This window comes from Micromonospora sediminicola, assembly GCF_900089585.1.
GTDB lineage: Bacteria > Actinomycetota > Actinomycetes > Mycobacteriales > Micromonosporaceae > Micromonospora > Micromonospora sediminicola.
On sequence record NZ_FLRH01000003.1, the window covers coordinates 301,293 to 319,491 of the forward strand.

Sequence of the window (18,199 nt, forward strand, 5' to 3'; positions counted from 1 at the left end):
GTCAGCGCCTCCCGGAGTCGGCGATGGCCGCCGCCATGATCCGGCCGGCGATCCGGGCCGCCTCGGCGCTGCCGCCGCTGCCGGCCTGCTCCAGCTCGACGCAGACCGCGGAGAGCGGCGTGCCGTCCTTGGCCAGCGCGAAGCCGATGAACCAGCCGTGGTCCGGCGTGTCCGGGCCGGACTGGGCGGTGCCGGTCTTGCCGCCGACCACGTAGCCGTCGATGGCGGCCCGTTGGCCGGTGCCCTCCTTCACCACGTTCTGCATCATCGACCGCAGGTCGGCCGACACCTGGCTGCTGACCGGGCGGCGCAACTCGCGCGGCTTGGCGGCGTCGTAGACGGTGGTGCGGTCCGGGCCGAGCAGCTGCTTGACCAGGTACGGGCGCATCTGGCTGCCGTCGTTGGCCACCGCGGCGGCGATCAGCGCGCCCTGCAACGGCGTCATCCGCACGTTGTTCTGGCCGATCGACGACTGGGCCAGCGCGGCCGGGTCGGTGCTGCCGTCCGGGTTCTGCATGTCGCCGGTGCGGCTGGCCGCGACCGGTAGCCCGCCGTCGCCGTCCTGCCCGACCGTGAGGTCCTCCTGCTCGAAGCCGAACTGCCGGGCCTTCTCCTTGACCTTGTCCGCGCCGAGCCGGACGCCGAGCTGGGCGAAGCCGGTGTTGCAGGACTCGGTCACCGCCTCCCGCAGCGTGACCTGGGCCTCGGGGCAGATGGACTCGGCGGCGTTGCGGATCGGCACTCCCGCGCCCGGCGCGGTGTAGCTGCGCCCCGCCGGGATCTGGGTCTGCTGGCCGATGCCGTTCTCCAACGCCGCCGCGGCCATGACGATCTTGAAGGTGGAGCCCGGCGGCAGCACCTCGGACAGCGCCCGGTTGGCCAGCGGCCGGTCCTTGTCCTTCTCCAGCGCGTTGTAGGCCCGGTCGGCCTCCGTGCTGTCGTGGCTGGCCAGCGGGTTCGGGTCGAAGCTGGGCATGGAGACCAGCGCCTGCACCGCCCCGGTACGCGGGTCGATCGCGATCGCCGCGCCCTTGGTGGCCCCCACCTGGTTGTCGTTGAGCTGCTTGTACGCCGTCTCCTGGGCCCGCTTGGAGAGGGTCAGCAGCACGTTGCCGCCACCGGTCTCGTCACCGGTGAACATGTCCTTGATCCGGTTGGCGATGAGCGCGTCGCTGGTGCCGGCGAGGAAGTCGTTCTCCACCCGCTCGATGCCGCTGGCGCCGCCGTTGACCGGCTTCCAGCCGAGCACGTGCGCGTACGTCTTCCCACCCGGATAGGTGCGCTGGAACTTCAGCTCACCGCCGGTCTCCTTGCTGACCGCGTACGCGGTGCCGCCGACCTCGATGTTGCCGCGCTTGCGGTCGTACTCGGCGACCTGGACCCGACCGTTGTAGTCGCTGGTGCGGTATTCGTCGGCCTTGTAGGCCTGGATCCAGTTCAGGTTCGCGAAGAGCAGCCCGAACAGGACCATCACGACCACACCGACGCGGCGCAGGGGTGCGTTCACGGCCGGATCACCTCCGTCGGGGCGCCGTGCAGCTGCTCGGGCGGACCGCCGGCAGGGCGCGCCGCCGGGCCACCCCCACCGGTGACCGGCCGGCGGGCGCCGTCGGACACCCGCAGCAGCACCGCGATCAGCAGCCAGTTCGCCATCAGCGAGGAGCCACCGGCGGACAGGAACGGGGTGGTCTGGCCGGTCAGCGGGATGAGCTTGCTGATCCCGCCGACGATGACGAACACCTGGAGGCCCAGGGTGAACGCCAGACCCCCGGCGAGCAGCTTGCCGAACGAGTCCCGCACCGCCAGCGCGGCGCGCAGGCCCCGCTCGACGATCAGCAGGTAGACCACCAGCAGCGCGGAGAGGCCGAACAGGCCGATCTCCTCACCGATGCCGGCGAAGATGAAGTCGGTCTGCACCTCGGGCAGCAGCGTCGGCTGGCCGCCACCCGGACCGGCGCCGAACAGGCCACCGGTGCCGAGCGTGAGCAGGCCCTGGACCAGCTGGTAGCCCCGGTCGTACGGCTCGGCGAACGGGTCCAGCCAGATCTGCGCCCGGTCGTAGAAGTTGGCGAACGGCCCGCCCACCGTGCTGCCCAGCACGTATGCCAGGTAGGCGCCACCGAAGAACAGGATCAGACCGATGAGCAGCCAACTGACCCGCTCGGTGGCGATGTAGAGCGTCACCACGAACATGCCGAAGTAGAGCAGCGAGGTGCCCAGGTCCTTCTCGAAGACCAGCACCAGGATGCTGACCAGCCAGACCACCAGGACCGGCCCGAGGTCGCGCCCACGCGGGAAGTCGATGCCGAGCACCCGCCGGCTGGCCAGCGAGAGTACCTCGCGCTTGCGCACCAGGTAGTAGGCGAAGAACGTGAGCAGGGCCAGCTTGGCGAACTCACCCGGCTGGATCTGGAACCCGCCGACCCGGATCCACAGCTTCGCGCCGTTGATCTCGGAGAACCGCCCCGGCAGCACCGCCGGGATCATCACCAGCACGATGCCGGCCAGGCCCAGGGTGTACGCGTAGCGCGAGAGCGAGCGATGGTCGCGCAGGATCGCCAGCAGAGCGGCGGCGAGCACCACCGCGGCGAGCGTCCAGGCGAGCTGGCGGCCGCCGGTGCCGGCGAAGATGGCCAGGTCCGCCCGCTCCGCCGGGGCGGCCTGCGCCAGGTCGTACCGGCGCAGAAAGCCGACGCCGATGCCGTTGAGCAGCGCCACCGCCGGCAGCAGGGCCGGATCGGCGAACGGCGCCAGCCAGCGGATCACCAGGTGCAGCCCCAGGAAGACCAGGCCCAGCGCGGCGGCCGGGATCCAGAAGTCCGGGGTGACCGTGTCCAGCGCCTTCGCCTCGATCATCGCCGCATACGCCGCCACCAGCACCATGGCGAGCAGGAGCAGGGACAGCTCGGCGTTACGCCGGGACCGGGCCAGGCGTACGCCGGACTGCTCGCCCGTCGAAGCGGGCGAGGCTGCCGGTACGGCGGCTGCGGTCACGGATGCGTCCTCAGGATCGAGCCGACACTCACTCCGGCGACCGGCAACCGGCGGGATCGGCCGGTGCGTCGGTGTCGGAGGGAGCGGCGTCGGGCGTGGTGGTCGACGTCGGCGTGGGCGTCGGCGTGCCGGCCGCCGGGGTCGGCGGCACGGCGCTGCCGGTGATGACCGGGGTCAGCGCTCCTGCCGTCGTCACCGGGGTCGGGCTCGCCGGACCGGCCGTCGGCCCGGGCGGGCAGAGCGGCTTGAGGTTCGGGTTGGCCGGGTCGTCGCTGGTCAGCTCGGCCAGCCGGCGCTCGGCATCCGGTTCGCTCTTGGCCTGGATGCCCTGCTTCACCCGCTCCTGCGCGGCCAGCGTCAGGTCGTCGAGCCGCGCCGGGCTGCGCTCGTGCACGTTCGACAGGTCGAGCCCGGCGACCTGCCCGGGCACGCCGCGGAAGACCGCGAGCTGACCGTCGTCGGTGGCGCCGACGTAGAACTGGCGCTGGGTGTAGCTCCAGCCGCCGAAGATGCCGCCGGCGACGATGACCGCCAGCGCGAGCGCCATCGCGGCGGTCCGCAGCGGGTGCCGCCGGCGCCGCTCGGGCTCGTCGTCGCGGGTGTCGACCGGCTCCTCCGGAGCGGGCGGCCGGGGCGCGGACAGCGCCGAGGCGCGGGCCGCCGGGGTGGAGTCGTCGGCGGAGGTCGCCATGCCCCGGTCCCGGGCGGCGGCGCCGCCGACGATCGGGGACGCCTCGACGATGTCGCGGTCGGTGGCGTCGGCGATGATCACCGTGATGTTGTCCGGACCGCCGCCGCGCAGCGCGAGCTGCACCAGGCGCTCCACGCACTGCTGCGGGTCGGCGTACTCCCGCAGGGTGTCACCGATGGTGTCCGCGCTGACCACGCCGGAGAGCCCGTCGGAGCAGATCAGGTAGCGGTCGCCGGGCAGCACCTGGCGGACGCTGTACTCCGGGTCGATGTCGCGGCCGTCCAACGCGCGGGTGAGCAGCGAGCGCTGGGGGTGGCTGCTCGCCTCCTCGGCGCTGATCCGGCCCTCGTCGACGAGCATCTGGACGTAGGTGTCGTCCTTGGTGATCTGCGCGAACTCACCGTTGCGCAGAAGGTAGGCCCGCGAGTCACCGATGTGGACCATGCCGAGCTTGCTGCCGGAGAAGAGGGTCGCGGTGAGCGTCGTGCCCATCCCCTCCAGCTGCGGGTTGGCGTCCACGGTGTCGCGGAGCTGCTGGTTGGCGGTGCCTACGGCGGAGCGGAGCGCGTCGACCAGGGCGTCACCGGGGACGTCCTCGTCGAGCGGCGCCATGGCACCGATGACGATGTTGCTGGCGACGTCACCGGCGGCCATGCCGCCCATGCCGTCGGCAACGGCGAGCAGCCGCGGTCCGGCGTAGACGGAATCCTGGTTGCCGTCACGGATCAGACCGCGGTCGCTGTGGGCCGCGTAGCGCAGGGTCAGAGTCATGGCCGTAATTCGAGGGAAGTGCGGCCGATCCGGATCGGCACGCCGAGGGGGACGGGGGTTGGTCCGGTGACCTTAGCGCGATCCAGGTAGGTGCCGTTAGTCGATCCGAGGTCCTCGACGTACCACTGCCCGTCACGCGGCACGAGCCGGGCGTGTCGCGCCGAGGCGTAGTCGTCGGTGATCACCAGGGTGGAGTCCTCCGCCCGCCCGATGGTGATCTGGGCCTCGCCCAGGGTGATCCGGGTGCCGGCCAGTTGACCTGCGGTGACCACCAACTGGTGGGCGGCCCGACCCCGCTTGGCCTTTGCCGGCTTCCCCGCGGGCGGCGCTCCGGTGGAGGCGCCGACCCCGCGCGGCGCGGCCACCAGCCGACCCGACCGGGCCCCGGCGAAGAGGTCCCGACGGATCACGCCGACCACCGTGAACACGAAGATCCACAGCAGGATGAGGAACCCGAACCGGGCGACGGTGATGACGAGCTCCGGCAACGGGGATCAGCCGTCCACGCGGAAGGTCAGCGTCGTCGTGCCGAGCTGGATCATGTCGCCCGGGTTGAGGGCGACCGCCGAGACGCGCTGGCCGTTGACCATCGTGCCGTTCGTGGAGCCCAGGTCGGTCAGCACGACCTGGCCGCCGTCGAAGTCGAGCCGGGCGTGGCGCCGGGAGATGCCGACGTCGGGCAGGCGCAGGTTGGCCTGGTCACCGCGGCCGATCACGGTCGAGCCCATCTGCAACGGGTAGGTGCGGCCGTCGCCGGACACCAGGCGGACGTTGCGACCGCCGCCGTGGCCGGGCGGGGGGCCGTAGCCGCCGCCCTGGTCGTACGCCGGGTAGGCCGGACCGGCGTCGTAGCCGCCGGGGGCCGAGACCGGGGCGACGTCGCCGCCGGTGTAGACCTCGGCGGTGACCCGGAACATGCCGGTGTCCAGCCCCTCACCACGTTCGACCTCGACGATCACGTCGCCGTAGACCGTCCAGGCCTGCTCGCCGATGAACTCCGCCTGCGACTGGGCCAGCTCCTGGGCCAGCGCGGCGGCGTACGGCGCCAGGCGACTGTGGTCGTAGGGCGAGAGATCGATCACGTAGCGGTTGGGCACCAACGTACGCCCACCGGCCAGGATCGCCTTGTGCGCCTCGGCCTCCCGCTGCATGGCGTTGAGGATCTCCACGGGGTGGACCACCCCTTTGAAGACCTTGGCGAAGGCCCCCTCGACCAGGCCTTCCAGACGCTTCTCGAAGCGTTGCAGCACGCTCACCGGCTCCTCCTCGGGTCCCGAGGCAATGATGGTATCCGGACACCGCCTCCGCAGCTCACACGCCGCTCGGCCGGCTACCGTCGACCCGTTCGTGACCAGGGCCGCAAGCGTGCTACAGTTTCGCCCGCCACGAGCGGTGACCGCTCGTGGCGTGACCAGTGGACAGCGTAGTATGTCCCGACACCTGCCGCAGATGGCGGGCGAGGGATGCGATATGGTGTTGCGGGTCGTGCCACGGGGATGTGGCGGAATGGCAGACGCGCACGGTTCAGGTCCGTGTGTCCGAAAGGACGTGGGGGTTCAACTCCCCCCATCCCCACCAGAACGAGGGCTCCGCAGGATGCGGGGCCCTCGCGCCGTATCGGGGCGTACCGGACGTCACGCTATGCTCCGATGGTTTCCCTGCCTCCTATAAACCAGGAGTGGCGTGTGAGTGTCGCGTTGGTGACCGGTTCGGGCGGTCTGATCGGCTCCGAGGCGGCCCGGCACTTCGCCGGCCTCGGTCTCGACGTGGTCGGCATCGACAACGACATGCGGCGATACTTCTTCGGCGAGGACGGCTCGACCGCCTGGAGCCTCGACCGCCTCGCCGCCGACCTCGGCACCACGTACACCCACCATGCCGTGGACATCCGCGACCGGGACGGCCTGGAGCAGGTCTTCAAGCGGTACGGCCGGGACATCGCCGTGGTGATCCACAGCGCCGCCCAGCCGAGTCACGACTGGGCCGCCAAGGAGCCGTACACCGACTTCGACGTGAACGCCGGCGGCACGCTCAACGTGCTGGAGAACACCCGGCGGCACGCGATCGACGCGCCGTTCATCCACTGTTCCACCAACAAGGTCTACGGCGACCGGCCGAACTCGCTCCCGCTGGTCGAGCTGGAGACCCGCTACGAGCTGCCCGAGGACCACCACTGGTACGACGGCATCACCGAGGACATGTCGATCGACGAGTCGCTGCACTCGATCTTCGGCGCCTCGAAGGTGGCCGCGGACGTGATGGTCCAGGAGTACGGCCGGTACTTCGACATGAAGACCGCCTGCTTCCGGGGCGGCACGCTGACCGGGCCGGCGCACTCCGCGGCGGAGCTGCACGGCTTCCTGGCGTACCTGATGCGGTGCGTGATGGAGGGCCGGACCTACAACCTCTTCGGCTACAAGGGAAAGATGGTCCGGGACGCGATCCACTCCCGGGACGTGCTGACCGCGTTCGAGGCGTTCTTCCGCGAGCCGCGCTCCGCCCAGGTCTACAACCTCGGCGGCGGCCGGCACTCGAACACCTCGCACATCGAGGCGTTCCGGATCGCCCAGGAGATCACCGGCCGCGAGGCGCAGATCAACTACGTCGAGCAGGCCCGCACCGGCGACCACCAGTGGTACGTCAGCAGCATGGCCCGGTTCGAGGAGCACTATCCGTCCTGGAAGATCACCTACGACGTGCCGATGATCCTCCGGGAGATCTACGAGGCGAACGTCGACAAGTGGGTGCCGAAGCCATGACCGGCGACACCAAGCGCAACGTGCTCGGCGTCGGGGTCGACGCGACCGACTACGACCGGGCCACCGAGGCCGTGGTCGCGGCCGCGCACGAACGCCGCCCGATGGCGCTGACCGCGCTGGCCGTGCACGGCGTGATGACCGGGGTGCTCGACCCGGCGCACAACGCCCGGCTCAACTCGTTCGACGTGGTGACCCCCGACGGGCAGCCGGTGCGCTGGGCGCTCAACCTGCTGCACGGCGCCGGTCTCACCGACCGCGTCTACGGGCCGGAGCTGACGCTGCGTGTGCTGTCCCGGTTCGCCGACGAGGGGCTGCCCGTCTACCTCTACGGCTCCACCGAGGAGACGCTGGCCCGCCTGGTCCCGGCACTGGAGCGCCGGTTCCCGGCGCTGAAGATCGCCGGCGTCGAGCCGTCCAAGTTCCGCGCGGTCGCACCGGGCGAGGACGCCGAGATCGCCGACCGGATCCGGGCCAGCGGCGCCCGCCTCGTCCTGGTCGGGCTCGGCTGCCCCCGGCAGGAGGTCTTCGCGTACGCGATGCGGCCGCTGCTGGACATGCCGCTGATGGCGGTCGGCGCGGCGTTCGACTACCACGCCGGCCTGCTGCGCAACCCGCCCCCGTGGATGCAGCGCGCCGGGCTGGAGTGGTTCTGGCGGCTCGGCCTGGAGCCGAAGCGGCTGTGGCGCCGCTACGTCATCCTCAACCCGGCCTACCTGGCCCGGTTGGCGGCGCAGAAGACCGGCCTGTGGAAGGCCACCCCGCCGGCGCCGGCCACCGGTCGACCCGCCACCTTCGACGTCTGACCCGACGACGTCCGGCGGCCACCCGTGAGGGGGACCGCCGGACGCCGGTGGGAGAGGTTGGCTGCGGTGGGTGACGGTCGCCCGGGTGAGGCTCCGGGAGACCGGTCGACACGATGCTAGGTCGCCGCACGACCACTGTGAACATTCCGGAACCGCCATACCGCCGGCGCGATGACCCCTACGGGAGCGCGTACCGGGAGAACCGGGGGGCCGTCCCCGATTCGGTGGGCGTCGAACTGGGCAAGGCTGGGTCCATGGATGACCGTCTCGCCGTGTTGCTCCCCGTCGCCGCCGTCTGGTTGGCCGCCGGACTGGTCGCCGAGGGCCTGCCCCGGCTGGACCGGGCCCGGGCGCTGCGTCGGCGTACCGGATGGTTGTCCGCCCTGGTGCTGACCGGCCTCGCGCTCACCGCGGCGGTCCTGACCGCGGGCCTGCAGAGCGCCGGCGACACGGCGGTCGACCGGGCCGCCGCCGGTCTCGCCGTCGCGGCCGTCCCGGCGGCGGTCGTCGCGGCCTGCACGGTACGCCGGGTCCGGCGGGTGCGGGCCGGTGCCGGCGCCTTCGCGGCGGCGCCCGGGATCCCGGCCCCGCACGGTCTGCGGGCCGCCGCCGCGCACCCGCTGATCGCGCTGCCGTTGCAGGCGACCGCGCTCGCGGTGCTCGTCGCCGTGCTCCCGGCCGCCGGGGTCGACCTCTTCGCCGCACCGGGCCTGGCCGGCCCGGCGATCACGGTCGCGGTGCTCGCGGTGTCCGCGATCGGGGTACGGCACGCGTTGCGGCACAACCGGCTCGCCGAGCGGGCGTTGCCGCCCGCGCGGGCGGCGGCGGTGTCAGCGCGTCCGGCCGGTGCCCTGCACGTATAGCAGCTCCAGGATCGCCCGGGTCGCCTCGAACCAGCGGTCCAGCCAGCCGGGCGGGGGGACGCTGCCCTTCGGGGGCAGCTCCATCAGCAGGCCGCGCAGGAGCGGGTGGTCCACCAGGGACTCCTGCTGCTCCATCGGCCACCCGCTGGGCGGGAAGGACGGCTCGGTGAGCGGGTTGGGGTCCAGCGACGGCAGGGAGAGCGGCCCGGCGGACTGCTCCGGCGCGGCGGCCATCTCCTCGCCGTCGGTGGAGACCACCTCGGTGAGGACGGTGTCCCGGCGCGCCCCGCGGTATTTGCCACCGAACCGCTCGGGCTTTCCCGGGCCGCTGGTGAGGTTCTCTGAACCGATCGTCGTCATCCGTCTCGCCTGCCTCGTTCGGTTGCCGATCCGTGCGGTTCAACGAGGCGGAACGAAACTGGCGACGGGTGGCCGGCGCCGGCCGGCACCCGAACGAAATGGTCCCGCCCGGCGACGCTGCCGGGCGGGACCACGCTTTCGGTGACGATCAGCTCCGGCCGAACGCACCGCCCCTGGCGCGGGCGACGAAGGCGTGCCAGTCGCCCGGGGCGAAGACCAGGGCCGGGCCCGTCTTGTCCTTCGAGTCCCGCACTCCGACCGCCCCGGTCACGTACGCGACCTCGACACAGTTGTCGCAGTTCGGCCCGCTCTTCGAGCTCTTGAACCACGTCGCCTGCGTCAGGTCCACGGGGAACTCCTTGGTCGCCATTTCCACAGTGGCTCCTCTGCCAGTTTCGCGATGTGTGCGATGGATTCCTCCGGGCGTATGGCCGCTGCTCGAATGTGATCGAAGATGAAGCTGTACTTCTGCAGTTCGTCGCTCTTCTCCAGGAAGAGCCCACCCGTGGCGTTCTCCGCGTACACGACATCGGGATCACTCGGTTCGGGGAAGCTGAGGATGGTGAAGGTCCCGTCCATGCCGGCGTGCGCGCCCACCTCGAAGGGCAGGACCTGCACCGTCACGTTCGGCAGTTCGGCCACCTCCACCAGCCGCTTGAGCTGGCCACGCATCACCGCGTCGCCGCCCACCGGCCGGCTCAGCACCGCCTCATCGAGCACCACCCACAGATCGACCGGATCGTCCTGGGTCAACAACGACTGACGGCCCAGTCGGACACGCACCCGTTGTTCGACCTGTTCGGCGGTGAAGTCCGGCCGGGCGGCTCGGATCATCGCCCCGGCGTACTCCTCGGTCTCCAGCAGCCCCGGCACGACCTGCTGCTCGTAGGCGCGGATCGAGCTGGCCGCGGCCTCCAGGCCGACGTACGCCCCGACCAGCACCGTGCTGTAGGGATGCCACCAGCCCTTCTGCCGGGCCTCGCGGGCGATCTGCACCAGCTCGTCGCTCTCCGCGCCGACCACCCCGTAGATCCGGAGCATGTCCCGTACGTCGCGGGGCGTCGCGGTGGTGTGGCCGGTCTCGATCCGGGAGATCTTGGACGCCGAACACTCCAGTTGCTCGGCGACCACCTCGATGGTGATGCCGGCGGCCTCCCGCTGCCGGCGGAGTTCCGCACCCAGCCGGCGCCGGCGGATGGTCGGGCTGCGCCGTTCACTCATGACGCCGCCCACCGGCTCGCGGGACCAGGACTCACAGACACCCGGCTACCTCCGGTCGGTCGCGCCCCGGTTCGGCACCCGCCGTGGGCGCGACCCGGGGGCGGCGGGCGAGCGTTCGCGGCAGGGGTGGTGCCGGTCGTCGACCGGCCGCGACGGGCGAAACCGGCGTCCAGTGTGCCGTTTGGGTACCTGAGGGTTCAAGCGCCCCGTTCACGTGTCCCCCTCACCTATCGGCAAAAGTCGACGTGCAACTTGCATCCGGCAGGTCGCTGATGCACTCTGTCGGTATGGCACGGGTTACTCACCGTCTTCGCATGATCTCCGGGCGTGGTGACACCACGGTCCGTGGGACGGCCGGAGGGGAGCCGTCCCGCGCCGCGAGACCTGCCCCGGGGTGAAGACCCCGCCGCTGCACGCCGGCTCGGCTGCGGCGGCGGGAGCGGTAACCGGGAGCAGCCGGGTGATGGTCGGGTGGCGGTCCGCCACCGTGGGTACGGCCCGACCAGCACCGACCCACCGACCGCCGGTCCACCGAGGTAGACCCCCCGTCACCGGACCGCACCGACCCCCGTTCCGTCTCGCCGGCCCGAACCGCCGGCCGAACCTTCCCAGGAGCCCATGTGCTTCCCCGCTCCGGTGACGTACTGCACGTGACTCGCGCGGCGAGTGTCCAGTTCTTCCGACCGATCATGTTCCGGGTGATCCGGGTGCTCGACTGGCCGACCTACGACGGTTGGCTCTGGCTTGACGGCTACGAGTTGAACGCGGCGGGGGACGCGGTCAACCGGCGGTCGATCTTCGTACTTCAGGAGGGGTTGCGGCAGGTCCAGGCCGCACCGGCCCCTCGTCAGCACACCGTACGGACGGCCCGACGTCCGGTGGTCCGGACTCCGGTCCGGGTGGGCTGACCTCACGATTCCCGGTCGGGAGGGCGTGCCGCCGCCATAGAATCGGTACGCCCACCCCGGCACCGTTCCACCCCGCGCGCCACGGACCCTGAACCTGGGATGGTCATGGTCAATCTGCCCGCCGCGCGGCGGCACCACCGGTCCCGTGTCGGCTATGCCCTCGGGCTCTTCCTCTTCCTCGGCCTCGCCACCGTGCTCGCGCTCGTGGTCCGCCATCCGGCCTTCTCCGCCACCCAGCAACTGGCCGAGCCCGTGCCCGCCCCGGAGATCACCGTGGCCGGCGAGGGCGCGCGGTCGGCCGGCGAGCCGGCGGAGGCCGAGCCCTACGGGGACGAACCCGACGAGGACGAGCGGGACGGGGCCGGGTCGGCGACGGCGGACGACACCGACGAGGAGCCCGACGACGATCAGGCGGGCTCCGGGGCCGGGGAGGGCGCGCTCGCGGACCGCCCCACCGACTCGACCGACCTCAGCCGGTCACTGTTCTATTCCGGCCTGCTCGGGCTCGCCATCTCGCTCGCCGGGCTCGGCCTGGTGGGCACCCGACGCCGGCAGTGGTGACCGTCAGGGCGTGGTGGTGGTCGCCGGCGCGGAACTCGGCGTGGTCGCGCCGGTGGTGGGCGGGGCCGCTGCGGCCACCACGAGCGTGACCCGGTCGCCGTCGCCGACGGAGTAACCGGCCTCCGGGTCGGTGGCGATGACCGTGCCGGCCGGTCGGTCCGACGGCCGACGCTGCACCCGGTAGTCGACACCCAACCGGTCCAGCGCCGCCCGGGCGGCGGACTCGGGCAGCCCGACCAGCGGCGGCATCGGCACCTCGGCGGGCGGCGTCGTGGTCGGGGGCGTGCTCGACGGCGAACTGCTCGGTGACGCGCTGGTCGGCGCGGCACTGGTCCGCGCCGAGGTGCTGGGCACCGCCGACGGCGTCGGGCCCGGACCGTCGTTCCGCTCGGCGGCACGCAGGGCCAGCCACACCCCGGCCGCGATCAGACCGAGCAGGACCAGCGCCAGGATGCCCAGCAGGATCGGCATCCACCAGCGGCGTCCGGCCTGCTCGTCGCCGTACCACTCGGCGCCCGGCTCGGGGTAGCCGGCCGGTCGCGGCGGCGGTACGCCGGCGCGCCCGGACCAGGCCCCGCCGCCGACCGGTTCCTGGCGAGTGGTGGCGTCCAGCGGTCGGCGTCCCTCGCCGGGCAGCGGTCGGGTGGCGTCACCGTCCGCCCCGCCGGGCACCGGCCGCGTCGCGTCGGGGTCGTCGCCGGGGTTGCGGGGCATCGCGCGGGTGGCGTCGGCGTCCTCGCCGCCCGCTCCCCGCGGCATGGCGCGGGTGGCGTCGGCGTCGTCCCCGTGCGGGGGCAGCGCCCGGGTGGCGTCCGCGTCACCGGCGGGTGGATCCTGACGGTCGTCGCTCATGGCACACGTCCTTTCCCCACCGGGACGGGGCACACGGCCCTCGATCGTCCACGGTAGCGGTCCGCGGCCACGCCGGCCGGCATCAGCGCGCCGTCCTGCCCGGCCGGCCGTCAGGGAGTGGGCGACGGGCTCGCGGTCGGCGCGTCCCCGCAGGTGAGCGCGATCTGGTCGTTCCACCGGGCGGCGCTCCCGGCGGCCGGCTCCTGCCCGGTGACCGGCCCCTGCCGGCCGCTGCGGTAACGCGGGTAGAGCCCCGCCTCCACCAGGTCGTCCGCCGCGTCGGCGCAGGACAGGGCGCCGACGTCCGGCACGGTGACGGCCGGGGCCGGCCCGGCGACCCAGACGGTGACCGTGACGCCGCGCTTGACCGGCTCGCCGGGGCCCGGCGAGGTCCGCTCGACCGCACGGCCCGAGCCAGCGCCGAACACCAGCCGCCAGCCGAGCCGGCGGTCGCGCAACTCCTGCCGGGCCCGCGCGAAGTCGGCGCCGACCAGATCCGGCACGGTGAGGCCGGACGGGGTACGCGACCGCGGACCGCTGGGACGGTCGTCGGCGGGTCGGGTGGACGGGGCGCTCGGCGTGGCCGGCGGACCGGAGGTCCCCGCGCCACCGCTCGGCGCGACCCCGGAGGAGGCGGCGGGCCGGTCCGGCTCACCGGCGAGCACCCAGCCACCGCTGGCCCCGATCACCGCCAGCAGGACCGCCGCCAGAGCGCCGCCGAGAAAGAGCCGGGTACGCCCCGGACCGGTCCCGTCGTCGCGTACCGGCTGCCGATCGTCCGTCATCGCGTCCCCCGCCTCGTTCATCGGCGACCGTAGCCGGTGTCGCCAAGCCGTCCGCGACCGGTCGCCGGATCCCACGACTCGCCGGGGCGACCTCGGGACGCTACGCTCCCCCGCATGGCCAGACGGGGCTGGGGAGGATCGACCGCCGCCGCACTCGGCGTCGCCGCCGGTGCGGGCGCCGCGCAGCTCGGCTTCGGCTACGGGCTGGGCATCATCAACTGGGCGCCGACCGGCTCGGTACGCGTCGAGGCGGCCTGGGTGGCGAGTCTCGCCTGGGCCACCTGGATCGCGGCGACCTCGGTCATCGCCGGCGCGGTCTGCGCCCAACGACTGCGGGGTGGCGGCGACGAACCGGTGGGCACCCTGCCCCGGCTCGGTCTCGCGCTCGCCGCCGGTGCCGGCGCGCTGGTCACGGTGCTGCTGGTGGCGGTGCCGGCCCGGTCGGCCCGGGTGCCCGACACGTCCTCGCCGCAGACCGTCGCGGCGACGTACGCGGCCGTGGGGCTCGTGCTCGGGGTGCTGCTGGCGACCTGGGCGCTGCACACCCGTGCCGCCGCCACCAACCTGATCGCCACCACCGGTTGGCTCTGGCTGCTCGCCGTGGTGTCGGTGATCGACGGCGTGCTCTCCGGCCGTGGCCTCAGCACCGCCCAGCTCGGCATCTGGCAGATCAGCGCGGACCGGGCCGGATTCTGGATCCGGGACTACTTCTACTGGCCGGGCGTACTGCTCTCTCTGGGCTCGGCGCTGGTGATCGGCGTGCTGGCCGCCCGCCGCGCGGTGCGCCCGGCGGACGTGCGGGTCGGGGCGGCGGCGTCCGGCGCGGCCGGTCCGCTGCTGGTCTCGATCGCGTACCTGCTGGCCGTGCCGCGCCTCGCCGGGATCGCCGCCGAGCAGCTGTCGGCCCATCTGATCGCCCCGTACGCGGTCATCGCCGGCCTGGCCGGCTCGGTCCTGGTGGCCGCGCTCGCCCAGCGTGCCGACCGCCGAGCCAACGATCGCCCGCCGGCGTCGGTGCCCCGCCAGCGCGCCGGGGAGCCGGATCCGACGTCGACCCTCGCCGGGTACCCGCAGGCGGGGCGGACCGGCGTCACCGGGTTGGAGTCCACGTCATCCGGTGGTGATGCCGAGTCGACCACCGGGTCCGACGTCGTCGGCGCCGAGCGGGCACCGGGCACGGAGGACAAGCCGGCGCGCAGGTTCTTCGGCCGCCGGGCGGGCCGGGCCACGCCGGACGCGGACGCCGCAACCGCGCCGGCACGGACGAGCGAGCCGGCATCCACCACTCCGGAGACGGCGGTCGGTCGCCTCGACGAGCCGACCGGGGGAACGGGCCCGGACTCCGGTGCCGACCCGGACCCGACTCCGGGTACCGGCGCGGAGTCCACCAGGGTGGACCTGCCGGCCCCGGCAGCGGGCCGCACGAGTCGGTCGTCCGGCACGCGCGCCGGCTCGTCGGGGCGCCCCTCGCGGGCCGCCGCCGACCGTGCCGGCCGCGCGGTACCGCCCCAGCGGCAGCCCGACGCCGCTCTGCCGGTCACCGACGCTCCCGACGGCGAGAACGGCTCGGACGCGACCCCGCCCGCGCGCGCCGACGAGCCGAAGGCCCGTCGCAAGCCCTGACCACCCCGGTCCCGCCGCAACCTCGCCGAAGTGGCGGGAACGGAGGCGGTCCGATGCCACCACTTCCCCGAAGTGGCGGCGGACCGGGCGGGCTGGGTCAGTCGACCGGCCAGGTGTGGACCGGCTCGTTGCCGCGCTGCAACTCGGCGTAACGCTGGACCATGTGGTGCAGCGCGGCCTTCCGGTCCATGCCCTGGTGCCGCTCCGCCGCCCACACCGTCTCGGTCTGCCAGACCGCGCCGTTGCGACCGGTCCGGCAGCGACCCTCGATCACGCCGAGCAGGCGGTCCCGCTCGGCCGGGGCGACGCCGAACCGGTCCAGCCCCTGCGCCGCCACGGGCAGCAGCGTGTCGAGGACGAGCCGGGTGACCGGCACGTCGCCGACCCGGGGCCAGTGCAGCACCGCGTCCATCCCGCGCCGCGCGGCCGCGTGGAAGTTCTCCTCGGCGGAGCTGAACGTGAGCTGACTCCAGATCGGACGATCCGACTCGGCCAGGCCACGGGCGAGGCCGAAGTAGAACGCGGCGTTGGCGAGCATGTCCACCACGGTCGGGCCGGCCGGCAGCACCCGGTTCTCCACCCGCAGGTGGGGGCGGCCGTTCATGATGTCGTAGACCGGGCGGTTCCAGCGGTAGACGGTCCCGTTGTGCAGCCGCAGCTCGCCGAGCTGGGGCACGCCGCCGGCGTGCAGCACCTCGACCGGGTCCTCCTCCTCGCAGATCGGCAGCAGCGGCGGGAAGTAGCGGACGTTCTCCTCGAACAGGTCGAAGATCGAGGTGATCCAGCGCTCCCCGAACCAGACCCGGGGGCGTACGCCCTGTGCCTTCAACTCGTCCGGGCGGGTGTCGGTGGCCTGCTCGAAGAGGGCGATCCGGGTCTCCGCCCAGAGCTGCCGGCCGTAGAGGAAGGGCGAGTTGGCCCCGACCGCGACCTGCACGCCCGCGATGGCCTGGGACGCGTTCCAGTAGTCGGCGAAGCTGTCCGGCGCGACCTGGAGGTGGAACTGGAGGCTGGTGCAGGCGGCCTCCGGCGCGATCGAGTCGGTGTGCGTGCGCAGCCGCTCGACACCGTTGATGTCCAGCTCGATGTCCTCACCGCGGGCACCGACGATCTGGTCGTTGAGCACCCGGTAGCGCTCGTCCGTGGAGAGGTTGTCGGCGACCAGGTGGCGTTCGGTGAGGGTGGGCAGGATGCCGACCATCACGATGGTCGCGTCGGACTTGGCGGCCCGCTCGTCGGCGCGGCTGAGGCTGCTGCGCAGATCCTGCTCGTAGTCGGCGAAGCCGCCGCCCTCGATCAGCCGGGGGGAGGCGTTCAGTTCGAGGTTGAACTGCCCCAGCTCGGTCTGGAACAGCGGGTCGGCGATGTCGGCCAGGATCTGGTCGTTGCGCATGGCCGGCTCGGCGGCGGCGTCGACCAGGTTCAGCTCGATCTCCAGCCCGGTCATCGGGCGGTCCGCGTCGAAGCCGAAGTCGTCCAGCATCAGCGCGAACACGTCCAGACAGCGCCGGACCTTCTGCCGGTAGCGGACCCGATCCTCCCGGGAGAAGGCGCCCTGCTCGACGTCCCTACCCATGTGTCCTCCCGGCGCCGGTGCGACGGAACCGTACCGTTCCGCAACGCATTGTGAACCATCCACGTGGTGTGCGTAAGTGCGTCCGGTCCGGTGGTATCCGTCGCTCGGTCGCAGGTCTGCACCTGTACCCAGCGGAGACGTCGTGCAGCGCCCGGGACCGAAGAACAACACGTGACAATTCGCACGACCCCGCGTACGCGAACGGGCCCGCGCCGAGGAGACGGCGCGGGCCCGTGGGCCTGGTGGGGCTCAGCCCTGGCGGACGGCCTCGCCCTCGATCTCGATCTTGACCTTGCGGCCGACCAGGACGCCGCCGGTCTCCAGCGCGACGTTCCAGGTCAGACCGAAGTCCTCCCGGTCGATCTCGGTGGACGCGGAGAAGCCGAAGATGTCCTGCCCGAACGGGCTGCGGCCGACGCCCTCGAACTCCACCTCCAGCTCGACCGGGCGGGTCACGCCCTTGATGGTCAGGTCACCGGCGAGCACGAACTCGTTGCCCGAGCGCGACTTCACTCCGGTGCTGCGGAACTCCAGCGTGGGGAACTGCTCGGCGTCGAGGAACTCCGGGCTGCGCAGGTGCGCGTCCCGGTCGGCCTGCGCGGTGTTGATGCTGGCGGCCTGGATGGTGGCGGTGACCGCGGACTCCAGCGGGTCGTCGGTGACCGTGATGGTGGCGGTGGCGTCGGCGAACTCACCGCGTACCTTGCTGACCATCATGTGCCGTGCGACGAAACCCACCCGCTTGTGCGCGGCGTCCAGGAGGTACGTGCCGGGGGCGGGGATGGTGAGGCCCTCCCAGTCGCGGGTAGTCGCCTCGGTGCTGCTGGTCATGATGCTCTCCTCCGGAGAAGATTGTTGAGTAGCCCAACGGCTGACTGAGCAACTATAGCTACGGCAATATTCCCTGTGTCAAGTGTTGCTAGGATGGTGGCGTGGACCAGAACGTGTTCGACGACCCCCGGATCACCGCCGTCGGCCTGCTCGTCGAGGCGCACGCCGGGCTGTCCGCCCGGTTCGCCGCCCAGTTCGAGGAGCACGGCCTGTCACCTGTCGAGTTCGAGGTGCTCACCCGGCTCGCCCGGTCGCCGCACAACCAGTTGCGGATGACCGACCTGGCGGCACAGACCTCGCTCTCGACCAGCGGCGTGACCCGGGTGGTCGACCGGATGGAGCGCGACGGCCTGATCTGCCGACGGGCCTGCCCGTCCGACCGGCGCAGCTCCTTCGCGGTGGTGACCGCCGCCGGGCTGAGCCGACTGGACGAGATCCTGCCCGGTCACCTGAAGATCATCGAGCAGTGGTTCACCGGCCAGCTCGACCCGGCCCAGCTGGACGGGCTCCTGGACGGCCTGCGCCGGGTGCGCGACGCGGTCCACCCGGGCGCCACCGCCGGCAGCACCGAGCCGGCCGGCACGCCCGCCTGCTGAGGCGT

At 72.7% G+C, this 18,199-nt stretch carries 19 protein-coding genes and 1 tRNA gene; 8 read left to right on the forward strand and 12 right to left on the reverse strand.

From position 1 onward, the window contains the following. Nucleotide 1: 1 nt before the first annotated feature. The 5 genes from GA0070622_RS01885 to GA0070622_RS01905 are packed head-to-tail and all read right to left on the reverse strand — an operon-like array spanning nucleotide 2 to nucleotide 5,739. The gene (locus GA0070622_RS01885) at nucleotides 2–1,507 is read right to left on the reverse strand and encodes a peptidoglycan D,D-transpeptidase FtsI family protein (RefSeq protein ID WP_091566079.1); all 1,506 of its coding nucleotides are present in this window, start codon (nucleotides 1,505–1,507) and stop codon (nucleotides 2–4) included. Further along, nucleotides 1,504–2,994: an FtsW/RodA/SpoVE family cell cycle protein gene (locus GA0070622_RS01890; RefSeq protein WP_091566083.1), complete on the reverse strand. Its 1,491-nt coding sequence runs from the start codon at nucleotides 2,992–2,994 to the stop codon at nucleotides 1,504–1,506. The genes GA0070622_RS01885 and GA0070622_RS01890 overlap by 4 nt, the downstream gene beginning before the upstream one ends. A gap of 28 nt (nucleotides 2,995–3,022) precedes the next feature. Next, nucleotides 3,023–4,456 (reverse strand): PP2C family protein-serine/threonine phosphatase, encoded by a 1,434-nt coding sequence (locus GA0070622_RS01895; protein ID WP_091566087.1) that lies wholly within the window; start codon nucleotides 4,454–4,456, stop codon nucleotides 3,023–3,025. Beyond that, a complete protein-coding gene (locus GA0070622_RS01900; RefSeq protein ID WP_091566091.1) occupies nucleotides 4,453–4,944 on the reverse strand; it encodes an FHA domain-containing protein FhaB/FipA in 492 nt (163 codons plus the stop codon). Before GA0070622_RS01900 ends, GA0070622_RS01895 begins: the two co-directional genes overlap by 4 nt. Before the next feature lie 6 nt (nucleotides 4,945–4,950). Next, nucleotides 4,951–5,739, reverse strand: coding sequence for an FHA domain-containing protein (locus tag GA0070622_RS01905; RefSeq protein ID WP_026267912.1), 789 nt, complete (start codon nucleotides 5,737–5,739; stop codon nucleotides 4,951–4,953). A 209-nt stretch (nucleotides 5,740–5,948) separates the two neighbouring features. On the opposite strand from GA0070622_RS01905, the gene GA0070622_RS01910 reads away from it, so the two are divergent. From GA0070622_RS01910 to GA0070622_RS01925, 4 genes are all read left to right on the forward strand, one after another. After that, nucleotides 5,949–6,034 (forward strand) — tRNA-Leu (locus tag GA0070622_RS01910). 71 nt (nucleotides 6,035–6,105) lie between these two features. Continuing rightward, a complete protein-coding gene (locus GA0070622_RS01915; RefSeq protein WP_176710405.1) occupies nucleotides 6,106–7,215 on the forward strand; it encodes an NAD-dependent epimerase/dehydratase family protein in 1,110 nt (369 codons plus the stop codon). Further along, nucleotides 7,212–8,018, forward strand: coding sequence for a WecB/TagA/CpsF family glycosyltransferase (locus tag GA0070622_RS01920; RefSeq protein WP_091566098.1), 807 nt, complete (start codon nucleotides 7,212–7,214; stop codon nucleotides 8,016–8,018). Before GA0070622_RS01915 ends, GA0070622_RS01920 begins: the two co-directional genes overlap by 4 nt. 254 nt (nucleotides 8,019–8,272) lie before the next feature. Further along, nucleotides 8,273–8,881 carry a hypothetical protein gene (locus GA0070622_RS01925; protein ID WP_091566102.1) on the forward strand — a complete coding sequence of 203 codons (609 nt, stop codon included), beginning with the start codon at nucleotides 8,273–8,275 and terminating at the stop codon, nucleotides 8,879–8,881. Here the strand turns inward: GA0070622_RS01925 and GA0070622_RS01930 are convergent. The 3 genes from GA0070622_RS01930 to GA0070622_RS01940 form a co-directional block, all read right to left on the reverse strand. Further along, entirely contained in the window at nucleotides 8,849–9,241 is a 393-nt protein-coding gene (locus GA0070622_RS01930) for a hypothetical protein (RefSeq protein WP_091566106.1), read from the reverse strand. The two genes, GA0070622_RS01925 and GA0070622_RS01930, sit on opposite strands and share 33 nt — an antisense overlap. A gap of 148 nt (nucleotides 9,242–9,389) precedes the next feature. Then, complete coding sequence (locus tag GA0070622_RS01935) at nucleotides 9,390–9,611, reverse strand: DUF397 domain-containing protein (RefSeq protein ID WP_091566110.1); 222 nt, start codon at nucleotides 9,609–9,611, stop codon at nucleotides 9,390–9,392. Next, nucleotides 9,581–10,462 (reverse strand): helix-turn-helix domain-containing protein, encoded by an 882-nt coding sequence (locus GA0070622_RS01940; protein ID WP_091576762.1) that lies wholly within the window; start codon nucleotides 10,460–10,462, stop codon nucleotides 9,581–9,583. The genes GA0070622_RS01935 and GA0070622_RS01940 overlap by 31 nt, the downstream gene beginning before the upstream one ends. Nucleotides 10,463–11,082: 620 nt before the next feature. On the opposite strand from GA0070622_RS01940, the gene GA0070622_RS01945 reads away from it, so the two are divergent. After that, nucleotides 11,083–11,370, forward strand: coding sequence for a hypothetical protein (locus GA0070622_RS01945; protein WP_091566115.1), 288 nt, complete (start codon nucleotides 11,083–11,085; stop codon nucleotides 11,368–11,370). A gap of 99 nt (nucleotides 11,371–11,469) precedes the next feature. Further along, nucleotides 11,470–11,931 carry a hypothetical protein gene (locus tag GA0070622_RS01950; protein ID WP_091566119.1) on the forward strand — a complete coding sequence of 154 codons (462 nt, stop codon included), beginning with the start codon at nucleotides 11,470–11,472 and terminating at the stop codon, nucleotides 11,929–11,931. Nucleotides 11,932–11,934: 3 nt separating this feature from the next. Here GA0070622_RS01950 and GA0070622_RS01955 read toward each other — a convergent pair whose 3' ends face one another. After that, the gene (locus tag GA0070622_RS01955; RefSeq protein WP_091566123.1) at nucleotides 11,935–12,783 is read right to left on the reverse strand and encodes a PASTA domain-containing protein; all 849 of its coding nucleotides are present in this window, start codon (nucleotides 12,781–12,783) and stop codon (nucleotides 11,935–11,937) included. 110 nt (nucleotides 12,784–12,893) lie between these two features. Then, the gene (locus GA0070622_RS01960) at nucleotides 12,894–13,568 is read right to left on the reverse strand and encodes a PASTA domain-containing protein (RefSeq protein WP_245666101.1); all 675 of its coding nucleotides are present in this window, start codon (nucleotides 13,566–13,568) and stop codon (nucleotides 12,894–12,896) included. 114 nt (nucleotides 13,569–13,682) lie between these two features. Between GA0070622_RS01960 and GA0070622_RS33630 the strand changes: the two genes are divergently transcribed. Further along, on the forward strand, nucleotides 13,683–15,191 hold the full coding sequence (locus GA0070622_RS33630; RefSeq protein ID WP_425412752.1) for a hypothetical protein: 1,509 nt from the start codon (nucleotides 13,683–13,685) through the stop codon (nucleotides 15,189–15,191). A gap of 97 nt (nucleotides 15,192–15,288) precedes the next feature. On the opposite strand, the gene GA0070622_RS01970 is transcribed toward GA0070622_RS33630, so the two are convergent. Then, the gene (locus tag GA0070622_RS01970; RefSeq protein ID WP_091566131.1) at nucleotides 15,289–16,767 is read right to left on the reverse strand and encodes a glutamate-cysteine ligase family protein; all 1,479 of its coding nucleotides are present in this window, start codon (nucleotides 16,765–16,767) and stop codon (nucleotides 15,289–15,291) included. A 249-nt stretch (nucleotides 16,768–17,016) separates the two neighbouring features. Then, nucleotides 17,017–17,598 (reverse strand): YceI family protein, encoded by a 582-nt coding sequence (locus GA0070622_RS01975; RefSeq protein WP_091566135.1) that lies wholly within the window; start codon nucleotides 17,596–17,598, stop codon nucleotides 17,017–17,019. 101 nt (nucleotides 17,599–17,699) lie between these two features. Here GA0070622_RS01975 and GA0070622_RS01980 point away from each other — a divergent pair, with 101 nt between their 5' ends. Next, complete coding sequence (locus GA0070622_RS01980; protein ID WP_091566138.1) at nucleotides 17,700–18,194, forward strand: MarR family winged helix-turn-helix transcriptional regulator; 495 nt, start codon at nucleotides 17,700–17,702, stop codon at nucleotides 18,192–18,194. Nucleotides 18,195–18,199: the final 5 nt, after the last annotated feature.